The sequence below is a fragment of the Pseudomonas sp. EU05-FHT14B02 genome (assembly GCF_058791055.1).
The window spans coordinates 69536-86857 of the sequence record NZ_JBYTDD010000007.1 but is presented as its reverse complement, the minus strand read 5'-3'; the positions used below and the strand labels follow the sequence as shown (position 1 = coordinate 86857).

The window sequence follows — 17322 nt, the reverse complement described above, 5'->3', positions numbered from 1 at the left end:
GTTCTCTCAACGATTCTGTGGGCCGATGAACCGGCTCTTGGCTTCAATGTGGACGCTGTCGTCATCGGCGTCCTTGAGGATGAATCTCACCTCGTTGGTGCTCGACGGCAGTTTTTCCGGTGCAACGGACAGTTCGGCAGGCTGGCTGATGATCTCGCCGGCCGCGACCTTGATCTCGCGTCGACCCTGCAATTTGAGATCCGGCAGGCCGGATGCTTCGAGCAGGTAGGTATGGTCGCGTTGGTCCTTGTTCATGATTTTCAGGCTGTAGACGTTTTCGATCCGGCCTTCGGCGTTCTCGCGGTACAGCACGCGGTCCTTGCTGACATCGAAACCCACCAGCGCACGCATGAAGAATGCCGTCACCAGCAGGCTGATCATCGCCAGCAGCACAATGGCATAGCCAATCAGGCGCGGGCGCAGTTTATGGGTTTTCTGTCCGGACAGGTTGTGCTCGGTGGTGTAGCTGATCAGTCCGCGCGGGTATTCCATCTTGTCCATGATGGCGTCGCAGGCATCGATGCAGGCGGCGCAACCGATGCATTCGATTTGCAAGCCGTCGCGGATGTCGATGCCCGTCGGGCAGACCTGGACGCACATGGTGCAGTCGATACAGTCACCCAGGCCCTGGGCCTTGTAGTCGATACCTTTTTTACGCGGTCCACGGCCTTCGCCACGGCGTGGATCGTAGGAAACGATCAGGGTGTCCTTGTCGAACATCACGCTCTGGAAGCGTGCGTACGGGCACATGTAGATGCACACCTGTTCGCGCAACCAGCCGGCGTTGCCGTAAGTGGCGAGGGTGAAGAAACCGACCCAGAAGTACGACCAGCCATCCGCCTGGCCGGTGAAAAAGTCGAACACCAGTTCGCGGATCGGTGAGAAGTAGCCAACGAAAGTCATGCCGGTGACGAAACCGATCAACAGCCACATGGTGTGCTTGCTGAACTTGCGCAAGAACTTGTTGGCGCTCATTGGCGCCTTGTCGAGCTTGATGCGTTGGTTGCGGTCACCTTCGGTGACTTTTTCGCACCACATGAAAATCCAGGTCCAGACGCTTTGCGGGCAGGTATAGCCGCACCAGACCCGTCCGGCGTACACGGTGATGAAGAACAGGCCGAAGGCGGCGATGATCAACATGCCGGACAGCAGAATGAAGTCCTGAGGCCAGAAAGTGGCACCGAAAATGAAGAACTTGCGCTCCGGCAGGTTCCACCAAACGGCCTGATGACCGCCCCAGTCCAGCCACACCGTGCCGAAATACAGCAGGAACAACAGGGCTCCGCCGGTCATCCGCAGGTTGCGAAACAGGCCGGTGAAGGCGCGGGTGTAGATTTTTTCCCTGGAGGCGTAGAGGTCGACGCTGGCGTTCGCGTTCTTGGTGGGTGGAGTGACGTCGTGTACCGGAATCTGGTTGCTCATCATTGCATCCCACGGCAGTGGAAAAATGCCTCGGTCAGTACGTGCCGACCGCGGTCAAAAAGGGGTGTTGCAGTGGCGCAATGATACGCCTGTCGCTCTAGCCTGCGGGTGCGACCTTTGGTCGCGTTGGGGAAAAATCATGAATGGTGTAGCGGATGTAACAAAACATGATGCAGGTCAATTGACTATAGACGATTTATCATTTTCTCCGTCGAGCGTCGGCGGGTGCCTGGGTGGAAAGAGATATCAAAAGTCTGCTGTATAAAGAATATGTTTTTTACTTTGGTCATACTTTGTGATTGTTGGTCGATGGATGTTTGGTTCTTGGTTTAATAAGTTGTCACTGCGAAAGCAATAAGATTTGATTGTAGTGTTGCGCGTCGTATATTTGAAAATTTACTTAAGGATAAGTAAAAATGTCTATTAATGATAAAGATTGCACTTGGGCAACTCAGTCTGTTGGACCAGTCACTGTCGAAGCTCATGAGCCTGGTACAGACTGCACGATTCCGGCACCAGCCACGGCTGTGGATATGGTGGCGCCGACGGCGCAAAAAGTTCAAGAAAATCGCTCTTCAGGCAACAAGAAAGGGACTGGCGGTCTGGACAGTCTGGGTGGCGGTAACATTCCTTGATTACAACCAATACGCATGAGCACGAAGTGGGTTCATGAGCGTCTTAAACGGTTTCACCAACTAAAAATGGCGAAGCCGTTTTACATTGGTTGATAGAAGAATGCGTGAAAAATAATAACCCGGATGGCTCGCCAGCAAGTCCACGGAACTATGCGCAAATAAGCGTGCGTAGACTTGAAATGAAAACGGCCCCGCCAATTCACATTGGCGGGGCCGTTTTTTGTTGCTTCAAGCGTTTGCCTTATTCGGCGTCCGCTGCCTTCTCTCCGTGAGACAGGCTGTAGACGTAAGCGGCCAGCAGGTGAACCTTGTCGTTACCCTGCATTGCCTCTTGCGCAGGCATCTGGCCCTGACGGCCGTAACGGATGGTCTGCTGCAGTTGAGCGAAGCTCGAGCCGTAGATGAACGCTGCCGGGTGAGTCAGGTCAGGTGCGCCCATCGCTGGCGTACCCTTGCCTTCCGGACCATGGCACGCCACGCAGTTGGTGGCGAACAGTTTCTGCCCGGCAACCGGGTCGGCCTTGGCGCCTTCCGGCAGCTTGCGGCCATCGAGGTTGGTCAGGACAAACGCGGACACGTCGGCCACGCCTTGCTCGCCGATCACTTCAGCCCATGCAGGCATCACCGCGTGACGGCCGCCCATGATGGTGGTCTTGATGGCTTGCGCGTCGCCGCCCCAGCGCCAGTCGGCGTCGGTCAGGTTAGGGAAACCGTAGGCGCCCTTGGCGTCGGAACCGTGGCAAACCGAGCAGTTGGAGGCGAACAGGCGGCCGCCCATCTTCAAGGCTTGCGGGTCCTTGGCCACTTCTTCGATTGGCATGGCCGCGAACTTGGCGAAGATCGGACCGAACTTGGCGTCCGACCTGGCCATTTCCTTTTCCCACTCGTGAACGCCGGTCCAGCCGGTCTGGCCGTTGGCGAACGGGGTCTGCTTCTCGTTGTCGAGGTAGCCATAACCCGGCAGCAGGCCTTTCCAGTTACCCAGGCCCGGATACAGCACCAGGTAGCCCAGTGCGAAGATGATGGTGCCCACGAACAGCATGAACCACCATTTCGGCAGCGGGTTGTCGTACTCCTCGATGCCATCGAAGGAGTGCCCGACGGTCTCGTCTGTCTGCTCGCTGCGCTGGCCCTTGCGGGTCGACAGCAGCAGCCAGGTCAGGGAAAAGATCGTACCGAGACTGAGGACTGTGACGTACAGACTCCAGAATGTAGTCATTCTTTGTTACTCCTAGAAGCTTGCTCGACGTGCTTGATGGCTTCGGGATCATCCGCAAAAGGCAGCAAGGTCGCGTCTTCAAACTCAGACTTGCGCTTGGGGCTGAATACCCACAGCGCCAGACCGATGAAGGCCACCATCACAACGACGGTGCCCAGGCCACGAATCATCCCGATATCCATTTAGATCACCGTTTGCTTTTGATGATGGTGCCCAGGCCTTGCAGATAGGCCACCAGCGCGTCCATTTCGGTTTTGCCCTTCACAGCATCCTTGGCGCCGGCGATGTCTTCGTCGGTGTAAGGGACGCCGAGCGTGCGCAAGACTTCCATTTTCTTGGCGGTGTCTTTGCCGTCGAGCTTGTTTTCCACGAGGAACGGGTAGGCCGGCATTTTCGACTCAGGCACCACGTTGCGCGGGTTGTACAAGTGCGCACGCTGCCAGTCATCGGAGTAACGACCGCCGACGCGGGCCAGGTCCGGACCGGTACGCTTGGAACCCCACAGGAACGGGTGGTCCCAGACGCTTTCACCGGCGACCGAGTAGTGGCCATAGCGTTCGGTTTCAGCACGGAACGGGCGGATCATCTGCGAGTGGCAGCCGACACAACCGTTGGCGATATAAACGTCCCGGCCTTCCAGTTCAAGGGCGGTGCGGGGCTTCATGCCCTCGACCGGCTTGTTGGTGACATCCTGGAAAAACAGCGGAACGATCTGGGTCAGGCCGCCGATGCTGACGGCGATGACCATGAAGAAGGCCAGCAGGCCAATATTCTTCTCGACTGCTTCATGCTTCATCAGTGAGCTCCAACTACGGCAATCTGTTCGGCGGCTTTGGCTTCAGCCGGGTTCGAGGCGCGTACGGTACGGAATACGTTGTAGGCCATGAACAACATGCCGGCGGCGAAGAACGCACCGCCCAGGGCACGGACGATGAAGCCCGGGTGGCTGGCTTGCAGCGCTTCGACGAACGAGTAGGTGAGGGTGCCGTCATCGTTGATTGCACGCCACATCAGGCCCTGGGTGATGCCGTTGACCCACATCGAGGCGATGTAGAGCACGGTACCGATGGTCGCGAGCCAGAAGTGGGTGTTGATCAGGCCGGTGCTGTGCATCTGCGCACGACCGAACAGTTTCGGGATCATGTGGTAGATGGCGCCGATCGAGATCATCGCAACCCAGCCCAGAGCGCCGGCGTGTACGTGGCCGATGGTCCAGTCGGTGTAGTGCGACAGGGAGTTGACGGTCTTGATGGCCATCATCGGGCCTTCGAAGGTCGACATGCCGTAGAACGCCAGGGAGACGACCAGGAAGCGCAGGATCGGGTCGGTGCGCAGCTTATGCCAGGCGCCCGACAGGGTCATCATGCCGTTGATCATGCCGCCCCAGCTTGGTGCCAGCAGGATGATCGACATTGCCATGCCCAGGGACTGAGCCCAGTCCGGCAGCGCGGTGTAGTGCAGGTGGTGCGGACCGGCCCAGATGTACAGGGTGATCAGCGCCCAGAAGTGCACGATCGACAAGCGATAGGAGTAGATCGGACGTTCGGCTTGTTTCGGCACGAAGTAGTACATCATGCCCAGGAAGCCGGTGGTCAGGAAGAAGCCCACGGCGTTGTGGCCGTACCACCACTGGATCATCGCGTCCGTCGCGCCCGAGTAGGCCGAGTAGGACTTGAACAGGCTGACCGGCAGCGACATGTGGTTGACGATGTGCAGCATCGCGGTCACGACGATGAACGCGCCGTAGAACCAGTTACCCACATAGATGTGCTTGGTCTTGCGCTTGACGATGGTGCCGAAGAACACCAGACCGTAGGTGACCCAGACAATGGCCAGCAGAATAGCCAGGGGCCATTCCAGTTCCGCGTATTCCTTGGTGGTGGTGAAACCCATCGGCAAGGTAATGATCGCGCCGACGATCACCGCTTGCCATCCCCAGAAGGTGAAGGCGGCGAGGCTGTCGGAAATCAGTCGCGTTTGGCAGGTTCGCTGCACGACGTAATAAGAAGTGGCAAACAGTGCACATCCACCGAAGGCGAAAATCACCAGGTTGGTGTGCAACGGGCGCAGGCGTCCAAAGCTCGTCCATGCCAGACCGAAGTTCAACTCCGGCCAGACCAGTTGCGAGGCGATGAAGACACCAAGCCCCATGCCAAGGATCCCCCAGACCACCGTCATGATGGCGAACTGGCGGACTACCTTATAGTTATAAGCAGTCGGACTGATTGCTGTGCTCATTCTAAGGTTCCACGGTTTGGGTGTTTTATTAGGATTAAAAATCGGCCGCAAGTATGGAGAAAGCAGGGGGTCATTGCAACGCGCCATGACCTGGGTCAATGCTTTCAAAAGCTGATTCTGCGGCCTTTCCATGCGCCGCGTAGGGACAAAATTGCCCGTGGGCAAAACGTCCCGGCGGACCGATCAGGCGAGGGGGTCAGGTCGGATGTAACGGGGTGTGTTCAAACGCAACGTTTGGCTGACCGAAGGCAACTGGCGCGACAGCCGGTATCTACCAGCCTTTGCGGCCTGTCATCGGGCAGATTCGTCGAACACATCGTTCAGGGTCGACCTGGAACCGGCACCGGCCAGTCCGCATCGGGGGAAGCTTAGACCTGAATCCGGTGATCCGAAAGAAAGTCTGTGCGGGGGTGCGACAATGGGTCGCAAAGGGGCAGGGAACTGCCGCATCCGGGAGAATGCGGCAGCAGAGCGCTCGGGATTTATTTGCGGTTGTCTTCAGCCTGCAGGCGCTCGGTATTCAAACCGTGTGACAAGCTGTACACATACGCGGCCAGCAGTTGCACCTTATCGTTGCCCAGCAGTTCGTTCTGCGCCGGCATATGGCCTTGGCGACCATGCCGAATCGTCTGTTCAAGTTGCGTCAGGCTTGTACCGTAAATGAAGCCGGCCGGGTGGGTCAGGTTCGGTGCGCCCATGGCTTCAGTGCCTTGGCCGTTAGCTCCGTGACAGGCGACACAGGTAGTGCTGAAGGCTTGCTGCCCGGCTTGCAGGTCGGCTTTGCTGTCGGTAGGTAATGGCAGCTTGGCCAGGCCATGGCGCACATACGCAGCGACGTTTTTCACACCTTCCTCCCCCAGGACTTCACCCCAGGCCGGCATCATCGCCACCCGGCCACCCATGACGGTGGTCTTGATGGTTTCCGGGTTGCCGCCCCAGCGCCAGTCGCTGTCGGTCAGGTTGGGGAAGCCGAATGCACCCTTGGCGTCCGAGCCGTGGCACACCGAGCAGTTGGAGGCAAACAGGCGGCCGCCCATTTTCAGAGCCTGCGGGTCCTTGGCCACTTCTTCCACGGGCATTGCCGCGAATTTGGCGAAGATCGGCCCGAACTTCGTGTCAGCCTTGGCCATTTCCTTTTCCCATTCGTGCACTCCGGTCCAGCCGTTTTCGTAGCCGGGGAGGATGCCTTTCCAGTTGCCCAGGCCCGGATAGAGGATCAGATAGCCGACGGCAAACACCAAGGTGCCAACGAATAGCATGAACCACCATTGCGGCAACGGATTGTCGTACTCCTCAATACCGTCGAAGCTGTGGCCCATGGTCTGGTCGACACTGCCCTTGGTTTCACCTTTACGGGTGCTGAGCAGCAACCAGGTCAGGCCGATCAGGCTGCCAATGGTCAGTACGCAGATCCACGTACTCCAGAAGGTGGTCATGGCCGGGTACTCCTTGTTGCTGATTCTTCAGTGATGTCGGGTTGTGGCTCGTCGGCGAACGGCAGCAGGCGCGCTTCAGCGAATTCCGGGCTGCGCTTGCCGTTGAATACCCACAATGTCAGGCCGACGAAGGCCACGAACACCACGACGGTGCCCAGGCCGCGGATCATTCCAGTGCTCAATTCGATCTCTATAAAAGACAGGGGCATGGCTCACCTCTTGCTCTTGATGGCAGTGCCGAGCACTTGCAGGTAGGCGACCAATGCATCCATTTCGCTCTTGCCCTTGAGTGAAGCGACGGCGCCGGTGATGTCTTCGTCGGTGTACGGCACGCCCAGGGTACGCATGGCCTTGATCTTGGTTTCGGTATGGCTGCTGTCGACCGGGTTGGCCACCAGCCACGGGTACGCCGGCATCTTCGACTCCGGCACGACGTTGCGCGGGTTGTACAAGTGCGCGCGGTGCCAGTCATCGGAGTAGCGCGCACCGACACGGGCCAAGTCCGGCCCGGTGCGTTTCGAGCCCCACAGGAACGGGTGATCCCACACGCTTTCGCCAGCCACCGAGTAGTGCCCGTAGCGTTCGGTCTCGGCGCGGAACGGTCGGATCATCTGTGAGTGACAGCCGACGCAGCCTTCGCGGATATAGATATCGCGACCTTCCAGTTGCAGCGCGGTGTAGGGCTTCATGCCTTCCACCGGTTTGTTGGTCACGTCCTGAAAGAACAGCGGGACGATCTGGGTCAGGCCGCCGATGCTCACGGCCAGGATCATCAGCAGCAGCAACAGGCCGACGTTTTTCTCGATAGTTTCGTGTTTCATGGCGGACTCCTCAGGCCATCTGCGCGGCAGCGGCGACTTCGGCAGGCTGCGAGGCCCGCACGGTGCGCCAAGTGTTGTAGGCCATCAGGAACATGCCGCTGAGGAATATCGCGCCACCCACCAGCCGCACGACGAAGCCTGGGTGGCTGGCCACCAGGGTTTCGACGAAGGAGTAGGTCAGCGTGCCGTCCTCGTTCACCGCACGCCACATCAGGCCCTGGGCGATGCCGTTGACCCACATTGAGGCGATGTACAGAACGGTGCCGATGGTGGCGAGCCAGAAGTGCGCGTTGATCAGGCCGATGCTGTGCATCTGCTCGCGTCCGAAGACTTTCGGGATCATGTGGTACAGCGCGCCGATGGAGATCATCGCCACCCAGCCCAAGGCGCCTGCGTGTACGTGGCCGATGGTCCAGTCGGTGTAGTGGGAGAGGGCGTTGACCGTCTTGATCGCCATCATCGGCCCTTCGAAGGTCGACATGCCGTAGAACGCCAGCGACACCACGAGGAAGCGCAGGACGGGGTCGCTGCGCAACTTATGCCAGGCACCGGACAGGGTCATCATGCCGTTGATCATCCCGCCCCAGCTCGGCGCCAGCAGGATCAGCGACATCACCATGCCCAACGACTGCGCCCAGTCCGGCAGTGCCGTGTAGTGCAAGTGGTGCGGACCGGCCCAGATGTAAAGGGTGATGAGTGCCCAGAAGTGCACGATGGACAAACGATAGGAGTACACCGGACGTTCGGCCTGTTTTGGCACGAAGTAATACATCATCCCGAGGAAACCGGCGGTGAGGAAGAAGCCTACGGCGTTGTGCCCGTACCACCATTGCACCATCGCATCGGTGGCGCCGGAGTACAGCGAGTAGGACTTGGTGAAACTGACCGGCAGTTCCATGTTGTTGACGATGTGCAGGATCGCCACGGTGACGATGAACGCACCGAAGAACCAGTTGCCGACATAGATATGCTTGGTCTTGCGCTGCATGATCGTGCCGAAGAACACGATGGCGTAGGCGACCCATACGATGGTGATCAGGATGTCGATCGGCCATTCCAGCTCGGCGTATTCCTTGGAGCTGGTGTAGCCCAGCGGCAGGCTGATGGCTGCCAGGAGAATCACAAGCTGCCAGCCCCAGAAACAGAACGCGGCGATTTTCGGCGCAAACAATTGGGTCTGGCAGGTGCGTTGCACCGAGTAGAACGAACTGGCGAACAGCGCGCAGCCGCCGAATGCGAAGATCACCGCGTTGGTGTGCAGCGGGCGCAAACGGCCGAAGCTGGTCCACGGCAGATTGAAGTTGAGTTCGGGCCAGACCAACTGGGCAGCGAGAAAAACCCCGAGGCCCATGCCGACGATGCCCCACACCACCGTCATAATGGCGAATTGGCGGACCACCTTGTAGTTGTAGGCGGTACTGATAGAAGTGTTCATGGTTCCCCATCCACGGTTCAGCCGAAGTGAGCGCGCAGCGCAAGGCAGTGCACCCTTCGGCCGGAGTTATAGGCAGACTAAAAGCGAGGCAAGCATGGACAAAGGGCACAAGGCCGGTATTGACGGGGATCAATGGGCGCAGTGCGTGCGGGATCATGGATGGTTGTGGAATGCCGCCGCTGGCAAGGCAGTGGCGACGCTGATCCTTGCCCATGGCGCCGGCGCACCGATGGACAGCGACTGGATGAGCGACATGGCTGCACGCCTCGCCGCTCAAGGCGTCAACGTGTTGCGCTTCGAGTTTCCCTACATGGCGCAACGGCGCCTTGATGGCGGTAGACGCCCGCCGAACCCGGCGCCGAAACTGCTGGAATGCTGGCGAGAGGTGTATGCCCAGGTGCGACGCCATGTCACTGGGCCCCTGGCCATCGGCGGCAAGTCCATGGGCGGGCGCATGGCCAGTCTGCTGGCGGACGAATTGGGCGCGGATGGGCTGGTGTGCCTGGGGTATCCGTTCTATGCGGTGGGTAAACCGGAAAAGCCACGGGTTGAGCATTTGGCGGCGCTGAAGACGCGGACCTTGATCGTGCAAGGTGAGCGTGATGCGTTGGGCAACCGGGAGGCGGTCGAGGGTTACGCGCTATCGCCGAGTATCGAGGTGTTCTGGCTGGTGGCGGGGGATCATGACTTGAAGCCGCTGAAGGCTTCGGGGCTTACGCATGAGCAGCATTTGGCGGCTGCGGCGCAGAAGGTGGTTGCATTTCTGTAGGAGCTGGCTTACCAGCGAAGGCGGCCTCACAGGCAATATGCTTTTCAGATTGGTAGCAAAAACCCGGAAGCTCTCACTGTCCGGGTTTTTATCATTCCATCAGTAATCAGCGGTTAAACCGCTCCACCAACGAATACTGTGTATTGGCAGTCTTGGTCAGCTCTTCACTCAGCAATGCCGAGTTCTGTGCCTGTTCCGAGGTCTGATCCGCCAGATCCGAGATGTTGCTGATGTTGCGGCTGATTTCTTCGGCCACGGCGCTTTGCTCTTCGGTCGCCGCCGCGATCTGGGTGGTCATGTCGGTGATGTTGGCCACCGCTTCGCTGATCCCCACTAGCGCCTGGTCCGCTTCCAGTACCCGCGCCACGCCTTCTTCCGCCTGACGATGCCCGGCTTCCATGGTTTGCACGGCAGTGCCGGCGGTGTGCTGGAGCTTGGCGATCAGCGCGTGAATCTGCCCGGTGGACTCGCTGGTGCGTTGAGCCAACTGACGGACCTCGTCGGCCACCACCGCAAAACCACGACCCATTTCGCCGGCACGGGCCGCTTCGATGGCGGCGTTCAGGGCCAGCAGGTTGGTCTGGTCGGCGATGCCTTTGATCACGTCGACCACACCACCGATTTCGTTGCTGTCCTTGGCCAGTTGGGTCACGGTCACGCCGGTTTCACCGACGACTACCGACAGGCGCTGGATGGCTTCGCGGGTTTCCCCGGCGATGTCACGACCACGACCGGTCAGGCGGTTGGCCTCCTGGGTGGCGTCGGCAGTGCGCTGCACGTGGCTGGCGACTTCCTGGGTGGTCGCGGCCATCTGGTTGACCGCGGTGGCCACTTGCTCGGTCTCGACCCGTTGACGTTCCAGGCCGCTGGAGCTGTTATGCGCCAGGGCGTCGGACTGTCGAGCCTGATCGGTCAGGTGTTCGGCCGTGTCCTGCAGACGCGTCAGGCAGGTTTTCAGGCGTGCTTCCTGACTGAGAATGGACATTTCCAGGCGCGCCTGGGCGCCGCGACTATCGGTGTACATTTGTGCGATCAACGGATCGGAGGTGGTCTGCTCGGCCAGGCGCAGCAAACGCTTGAGGCCACGCTGTTGCCACTGGAGGCCCAGCAGGCCCAGTGGCACCGAAAGACCGGCAGCCAGGGCAAACCCCCAGTGGGAGTTCAGCGATGCACCGATCATGAAGCTCAATTGGCTGACCAGGATAAACGGCAGCCAGTCCTGCAGAATCGGCAACCATTTATCCGAGGAGGGAATGGCTGACTTGCCCTGATTGATGCGCTGGTAGAGCGCTTCGGCCCGGCGGATCTGTTCGGCGGTGGGCTTGACTCGCACCGACTCATAACCGATCACCTGATTGCCTTCGAAGATCGGTGTTACATAGGCGTTCACCCAGTAATGATCACCGGTCTTGCAGCGATTCTTGACAATGCCCATCCATGGCAAGCCTTGTTTCAGCGTGTCCCACATGTGTGCGAACACCGCCGCCGGGACGTCGGGGTGACGGACCAGGTTGTGCGGTGCACGGATCAATTCCTCTCGGGAAAACCCGCTGATCTCGACGAAAGCATCGTTACAGTAGGTGATCATGCCCTTGGCATCGGTGGTGGAAATCAACCGTTGCTGAGCCGGGAAGGTCCGCTCGCGTTGTGTAATTGGCTGGTTGTTACGCATGGCTTTTTTAATCCGCAAGGCTTTCATGTGCTGTATCGGCAAGGCTGGCGGATTGTTGAGTTTATTTTTTGATAATCGGCAATGCGTCGCAAAATGACCCTTGCGTCAGCCGGCGAGCATCGGATAAGTGAACAGACCGAAGTGCAGCAGGTTCAGGCCAAAGTGGCTGGCGATGGCGGCGCCCAACCCCCCGAACCGATAGGCCAGGCCATAGCCGACCCCGGCCAGCGTTGCCAGCAATACCCACCGCCATCCCGCGCCGGCATGGGCCAGGCCAAAGACCAATGACGCCAGCAGCAGGGCGAGGTTTTTACCGTAGGGCCGGTCTTTGAGATACCGGGTCAGGCCGCCCTGGATGTACCCACGGAACAGCGCCTCTTCGACCAGCGTCACCAGCAGCAGATTGTTCAGCAACCACAGCCAGGCTTGATCCGGCCATTTCGGCGCCCAGGCGATTACGCCCAGCAACAGCGCGCCACCCAATGCCAGTATGGCGCTCAAGGTCAGGGCCAGTACGGTGGCATACAGTGACAATCGAAGCGAACGGCGGCCGACAATCCACGGACAAACCAGTAACAGCCAGAAGCCGATCAGCGGTTTGTCCAGATTAAGATGCATGGCGAATGACGCGGCATTGTCGGTAAAGCGCTGGGGATCGATAACGCGACCATTGTAGAAACCGGGTAACCAATGCGTGGCCAATGCCAGGGCCAGGACGATGAACAGGCCGTGGCCGAGGTAGCGGGCAAAAGGGATCTCGCGCTGGCGGACGGCGACACCCGCAACCAGCAACAGGAACACCGAAATGGCCGAGAGCCAGCCGAGATGGCCGTAGGTCAGCGCCAGGCCGAAGCCGAAGGAAAGCAGGGCCAGAAACGTCCATGGCAGGGCAATCATTTGAAGTCCTTGTGCAGGAATGTGCGATGTACACAAAACCCTGTGGGGGCGAGCTTGCCCGCGATAGCTTACTGACTGTCGGCAACAATGTTGAATGTTATGTCCATATCGCGAGCAAGCTCGCGCCCACATGGATTTTCGTGACTCAAACAAAAACACCGCCCGAAGGCGGTGTTTTGGCCGGCGATAGATCAGGACGCGATCAACTGCCGTAACACGTAATGCAAAATCCCTCCGGACTTGAAGTACTCGACCTCATTGAGCGTATCGATGCGACACAACACCTCGATCTTCTCGCTGCTGCCGTCTTCGCGGGTGATGACCAGCGTCAGGTTCATCCTTGGCGTCAGCTCGACACCGGTCAAGCCGAGGATGTCCAGGGTTTCGCTGCCGCTCAGGTTCAGGCTCTTGCGGTTCTGATCCAACTTGAACTGCAGCGGCAGCACGCCCATGCCCACCAGGTTGGAGCGGTGAATCCGTTCGAAGCTTTCGGCGATGACCGCTTTCACCCCCAGCAGGTTGGTGCCCTTGGCGGCCCAGTCGCGGCTCGAACCGGTGCCGTATTCCTGGCCGGCGACCACCACCAGCGGTGTGCCTGAAACCTGATAGCGCATGGCGGCGTCGTAGATCGACATTTTCTCGCCGGTGGGAATGTAGCGGGTGTTGCCGCCTTCTTCGCCGCCGAGCATTTCGTTACGTATGCGAATGTTGGCGAAGGTGCCGCGCATCATTACTTCATGGTTGCCACGCCGCGAGCCGTAGGAGTTGAAGTCCCGCGGTTCGACGCCTTTGTCGCGCAGGTATTGCCCTGCCGGGCTGTCGACCTTGATGTTGCCTGCCGGGGAGATGTGGTCGGTGGTCACCGAGTCGCCCAGCAGTGCGAGGATCCTGGCGCCGTTGACATCCTTGACCACGGGCGGCGGGCCGCCGATGTCGTCAAAGAACGGTGGGTGCTGGATATAAGTCGAGTCGTCCTGCCAGACATAAGTTGCCGCCTGCGGTACTTCAATCGCCTGCCATTGTTCGTCACCGGCAAACACTTCGGCGTATTCCTTGTGGAACATGGCGGTGTTGACCTGACTCACGGCGTCGGCAATTTCCTTGCTGCTTGGCCAGATGTCCCGCAGGTAAACCGGTTTGCCGTCCTTGTCCTCGCCCAACGGCTCGCGGCTGAGGTCGGTGCGCACCGTGCCGGCCAGTGCGTAGGCGACCACCAGCGGCGGGGAGGCCAGCCAGTTGGTTTTTACCAGTGGATGCACCCTGCCTTCGAAGTTGCGATTGCCCGAGAGCACGGAGGCCACGGTGAGGTCGGCTTGCTGGATGGCTTTCTCGATGGGCTCCGACAGCGGCCCCGAGTTGCCGATGCAAGTGGTGCAGCCATAGCCGACCAGGGCAAAGCCCAATTCATCGAGGTACTGGGTCAGGCCGGCCGCCTTGTAGTAGTCGGTGACCACTTTCGAGCCGGGGGCCAGCGAGCTCTTCACCCAGGGTTTGCGTTTCAGGCCTTTTTCCACGGCCTTTTTCGCCACCAGCCCGGCGGCCATCATCACGCTGGGGTTGGAGGTGTTGGTGCAGGAGGTGATCGCGGCGATGACCACGGCGCCGTTTTTCAGGCGATAGGTCTGGCCTTCGTAATCGTAATCCGCTTCGCCGGCCATATCGGCATTGCCGACAGCAACACCGCCACCGCCTTCACTTTCCAGACGGCCTTCTTCCTTGCTGGTGGGCTTGAATTGCAGGTCGGTGAAATCGCTGAACGCTTGCGCGACGTTGGGCAGCGACACCCGGTCCTGTGGACGTTTGGGACCGGCAAGGCTGGCTTCGACGCTGCCCATGTCCAGCGCCAGGCTGTCGGTGAACACCGGTTCCTGGCCGGGCAGGCGCCACAGGCCCTGGGCCTTGCTGTAGGCCTCGACCAGTTGCACCGTTTCCAGGGTCCGGCCGGACAGGCGCAGGTATTCCAGCGTGATGTCGTCCACCGGGAAGAAACCGCAGGTGGCGCCGTATTCCGGGGCCATGTTGGCGATGGTCGCGCGGTCGGCCAAGGGCAGGTCGGCAAGGCCGTCGCCGTAGAATTCGACGAATTTGCCTACCACGCCTTTCTTGCGCAGCATCTGGGTCACGGTCAGCACCAGGTCGGTGGCGGTGATGCCTTCCTTGAGCTTGCCAGTGAGTTTGAAACCGATGACTTCGGGAATCAGCATCGACACCGGTTGCCCGAGCATTGCCGCTTCCGCCTCGATACCGCCGACACCCCAGCCAAGCACGCCGAGGCCGTTGATCATGGTGGTGTGGGAATCGGTGCCAACCAGTGTATCCGGGAAGGCGTACGTGCGACCGTCCTCGTCCTTGGTCCAGACTGTGCGGCCGAGGTATTCAAGATTCACCTGGTGGCAGATCCCGGTGCCTGGCGGCACCACGCTGAAATTGTCGAAGGCACTCTGGCCCCAGCGCAGGAACGCATAGCGCTCGCCATTGCGCTGCATTTCAATGTCGACGTTCTGCTCGAAAGCGCTGCTGCTGGCGAACTTGTCGACCATTACCGAGTGATCGATCACCAGGTCCACCGGCGACAGCGGGTTGATCCGTTGCGGATTGCCGCCGGCCTTGGCCATCGCCGCGCGCATCGCGGCCAGGTCGACCACCGCCGGTACGCCGGTGAAGTCCTGCATCAGCACCCGCGCGGGGCGGTACTGGATCTCGCGGTCGGAACGACGCTCCTTGAGCCACGCGGCCAGTGCCTTGAGGTCGGCACCGGTGACGGTTTTTTCGTCCTCCCAGCGCAGCAGGTTTTCCAGCAGGACTTTCAACGACATCGGCAACTTGTCCAGATCACCCAAGCCTTTGGCGGCCTCAGGCAGGCTGAAGTAGTGGTAGGTCTTGTTGCCGACTTGCAGGGTTTTCAAAGTCTTCAGGCTATCGAGGGACGGCATTGCAATCACTCCTTTGAGTCCGCACGGCTACGGACTGAGGGGATGGGCAGAACATTAAACCTAGCTCTGTTTTCAGTAGCTGGCTAATAACCGGGTTCTATCGACAAGCTCCAGCTTCCGATCTCGGCTATCATGCGCCGGTTTTCGTGACAGGCTTTGCTTCAGGGCAAGCGGTCTCTCTTTGTGGGAGCGAGCAGGCTCGCTCCCACAGGGTCCAGGAGTATTAATGAACACCCTCTTTATGCATTGCCGGCCAGGCTTCGAAGGCGAAGTCTGTTCCGAGATTTCCGACCTCGCCGCGCGTTTGAACGTGGCCGGTTATGCCAAGGCCAAGGCGGCAACTGCCTGCGCCGAGTTTGTCTGCACCGAAGAAGATGGCGCCGAACGCCTGATGCGCGGGCAGCGTTTTGCCGAGCTGATCTTCCCGCGCCAGTGGGCCCGGGGGATTTTCATCGATCTGCCGGAAACCGACCGCATCAGCGTGATCCTCGCCCATATGGCGGATTTTCCGCTGTGCGGCAGCCTGTGGCTGGAAATGGTCGACACCAACGACGGCAAGGAACTGTCGAACTTCTGTAAGAAATTCGAAGTGCACCTGCGCAAGGCGCTGATGGCTGCTGGCAAATTGGTGGAGGACGCGCACAAGCCGCGCCTGCTGCTGACCTTCAAAAGCGGCCGTGAAGTGTTCATGGGCCTGGCGGAGTCGAACAACTCGGCGATGTGGCCGATGGGCATTCCCCGTTTGAAGTTCCCCCGCGAGGCGCCGAGCCGCTCGACCCTCAAGCTGGAAGAGGCCTGGCACCACTTCATCCCGCGCGACCAGTGGGACGAGCGCCTGCATGGCGACATGACCGGCGTTGACTTGGGGGCCGCCCCTGGTGGGTGGACCTGGCAACTGGTCAACCGTGGCATGCTGGTCACGGCCATCGACAACGGCCCGATGGCCGAAAGCCTGATGGACACCGGTCTGGTGCAGCACTTGATGGCTGACGGTTTCACCTTCAAGCCCAAGCAACCGGTGGACTGGATGGTCTGCGACATCGTCGAGAAGCCGGCGCGCAACGCCGCGATGCTGGAAGAGTGGATCGGCGACGGCCATTGCCGCGAGGCGGTGGTCAATCTCAAGCTGCCGATGAAACAGCGCTATGCCGAAGTGAAGCGTTTGCTCGAGCGCATTGCCGATGGCTTCAAGGCCCGGGGTATCAAGGTCGAGATTGGCTGCAAGCAGCTGTACCACGACCGCGAGGAAGTGACTTGCCATTTGCGTCGACTGGACGTGAAGAAACCCAAGTCCCGCTGAAACACCGCAATCCCCTGTAGGAGCGAGCCTGCTCGCGATGGACCTGAGAGCGCATTGGGGTGTCAGGCATCCAGCGTTATCGTTAACGACCATCGCGAGCAAGCTCGCTCCTACAGGGGAGCGGCGTAATGCCACAGATGACGTTGCACCCGGCAATGCGCGACAATGCCGGCCAGTTTCAGGAGTGAATCATGAGTGAAATGCTTGATACGCCGGTAGACGGCACCCTCGACGCCACCGGCCTCAACTGCCCCGAGCCGGTGATGATGCTGCACCAGCACATTCGTGACCTGGTGCCCGGCGGCCTGCTCAAGGTGATCGCCACTGACCCGTCGACCCGTCGCGACATTCCCAAGTTCTGTGTGTTTCTCGACCACGAACTGGTGGGGCAGCACGAGGAGGAGGGCACCTACCTCTACTGGATTCGCAAGAAGTCTGATTAAGCTCACACCATGACGCCACTGTAGGAGCGAGCTTGCTCGCGATGGACCTGAGAACACCACGGGGTGTCAGGACTCCCGCGTCATCGTTCACGACCTTCGCGA

The 17322-nt window shown here is 59.8% G+C and carries 16 protein-coding genes; 4 read left to right on the top strand and 12 right to left on the bottom strand.

Going from position 1 to position 17322, the window contains the following annotated elements:
- Positions 1 to 6: 6 nt before the first annotated feature.
- Positions 7 to 1422, bottom strand: coding sequence for a cytochrome c oxidase accessory protein CcoG (ccoG, locus tag AC3WTM_RS09200; protein WP_102668947.1), 1416 nt, complete (start codon positions 1420 to 1422; stop codon positions 7 to 9).
- Positions 1423 to 1838: 416 nt separating this feature from the next.
- On the opposite strand from ccoG, the gene AC3WTM_RS09195 reads away from it, so the two are divergent.
- Complete coding sequence (locus tag AC3WTM_RS09195) at positions 1839 to 2057, top strand: hypothetical protein (RefSeq protein WP_146023680.1); 219 nt, start codon at positions 1839 to 1841, stop codon at positions 2055 to 2057.
- 241 nt (positions 2058 to 2298) lie between these two features.
- Here AC3WTM_RS09195 and ccoP (AC3WTM_RS09190) read toward each other — a convergent pair whose 3' ends face one another.
- From ccoP (AC3WTM_RS09190) to ccoN (AC3WTM_RS09155), 8 genes are all read right to left on the bottom strand, one after another.
- Positions 2299 to 3276 (bottom strand): cytochrome-c oxidase, cbb3-type subunit III, encoded by a 978-nt coding sequence (ccoP, locus tag AC3WTM_RS09190; RefSeq protein ID WP_102668945.1) that lies wholly within the window; start codon positions 3274 to 3276, stop codon positions 2299 to 2301.
- A complete protein-coding gene (locus AC3WTM_RS09185) occupies positions 3273 to 3458 on the bottom strand; it encodes a CcoQ/FixQ family Cbb3-type cytochrome c oxidase assembly chaperone (RefSeq protein WP_003175465.1) in 186 nt (61 codons plus the stop codon). Before AC3WTM_RS09185 ends, ccoP (AC3WTM_RS09190) begins: the two co-directional genes overlap by 4 nt.
- A gap of 5 nt (positions 3459 to 3463) precedes the next feature.
- Entirely contained in the window at positions 3464 to 4072 is a 609-nt protein-coding gene (gene ccoO, locus AC3WTM_RS09180) for a cytochrome-c oxidase, cbb3-type subunit II (protein WP_009042961.1), read from the bottom strand.
- Positions 4072 to 5514: a cytochrome-c oxidase, cbb3-type subunit I gene (gene ccoN, locus AC3WTM_RS09175; RefSeq protein ID WP_102668944.1), complete on the bottom strand. Its 1443-nt coding sequence runs from the start codon at positions 5512 to 5514 to the stop codon at positions 4072 to 4074. The genes ccoO (AC3WTM_RS09180) and ccoN (AC3WTM_RS09175) overlap by 1 nt, the downstream gene beginning before the upstream one ends.
- Before the next feature lie 482 nt (positions 5515 to 5996).
- Positions 5997 to 6950: a cytochrome-c oxidase, cbb3-type subunit III gene (ccoP, locus tag AC3WTM_RS09170; RefSeq protein WP_102668943.1), complete on the bottom strand. Its 954-nt coding sequence runs from the start codon at positions 6948 to 6950 to the stop codon at positions 5997 to 5999.
- Positions 6947 to 7144: a cbb3-type cytochrome oxidase subunit 3 gene (locus AC3WTM_RS09165; protein WP_102669002.1), complete on the bottom strand. Its 198-nt coding sequence runs from the start codon at positions 7142 to 7144 to the stop codon at positions 6947 to 6949. Before AC3WTM_RS09165 ends, ccoP (AC3WTM_RS09170) begins: the two co-directional genes overlap by 4 nt.
- 18 nt (positions 7145 to 7162) lie before the next feature.
- Positions 7163 to 7771 (bottom strand): cytochrome-c oxidase, cbb3-type subunit II, encoded by a 609-nt coding sequence (gene ccoO, locus AC3WTM_RS09160; protein ID WP_057715669.1) that lies wholly within the window; start codon positions 7769 to 7771, stop codon positions 7163 to 7165.
- A 10-nt stretch (positions 7772 to 7781) separates the two neighbouring features.
- Positions 7782 to 9206: a cytochrome-c oxidase, cbb3-type subunit I gene (gene ccoN, locus AC3WTM_RS09155; protein WP_102668942.1), complete on the bottom strand. Its 1425-nt coding sequence runs from the start codon at positions 9204 to 9206 to the stop codon at positions 7782 to 7784.
- Positions 9207 to 9300: 94 nt separating this feature from the next.
- Here ccoN (AC3WTM_RS09155) and AC3WTM_RS09150 point away from each other — a divergent pair, with 94 nt between their 5' ends.
- Positions 9301 to 9975 (top strand): alpha/beta family hydrolase, encoded by a 675-nt coding sequence (locus AC3WTM_RS09150; RefSeq protein WP_102668941.1) that lies wholly within the window; start codon positions 9301 to 9303, stop codon positions 9973 to 9975.
- Positions 9976 to 10081: 106 nt separating this feature from the next.
- Here the strand turns inward: AC3WTM_RS09150 and AC3WTM_RS09145 are convergent, their stop codons facing one another.
- From AC3WTM_RS09145 to acnA, 3 genes are all read right to left on the bottom strand, one after another.
- Entirely contained in the window at positions 10082 to 11647 is a 1566-nt protein-coding gene (locus tag AC3WTM_RS09145) for a methyl-accepting chemotaxis protein (protein WP_102669001.1), read from the bottom strand.
- Between the two features lie 105 nt (positions 11648 to 11752).
- Complete coding sequence (locus AC3WTM_RS09140; RefSeq protein ID WP_102668940.1) at positions 11753 to 12544, bottom strand: CPBP family intramembrane glutamic endopeptidase; 792 nt, start codon at positions 12542 to 12544, stop codon at positions 11753 to 11755.
- 191 nt (positions 12545 to 12735) lie between these two features.
- Entirely contained in the window at positions 12736 to 15477 is a 2742-nt protein-coding gene (gene acnA, locus AC3WTM_RS09135) for an aconitate hydratase AcnA (RefSeq protein ID WP_102668939.1), read from the bottom strand.
- A gap of 226 nt (positions 15478 to 15703) precedes the next feature.
- Here acnA and rlmM point away from each other — a divergent pair, with 226 nt between their 5' ends.
- On the top strand, positions 15704 to 16777 hold the full coding sequence (gene rlmM / locus AC3WTM_RS09130; RefSeq protein ID WP_057715663.1) for a 23S rRNA (cytidine(2498)-2'-O)-methyltransferase RlmM: 1074 nt from the start codon (positions 15704 to 15706) through the stop codon (positions 16775 to 16777).
- Positions 16778 to 16968: 191 nt separating this feature from the next.
- Complete coding sequence (gene tusA, locus AC3WTM_RS09125; RefSeq protein ID WP_102668938.1) at positions 16969 to 17220, top strand: sulfurtransferase TusA; 252 nt, start codon at positions 16969 to 16971, stop codon at positions 17218 to 17220.
- Positions 17221 to 17322 lie beyond the last annotated feature (102 nt).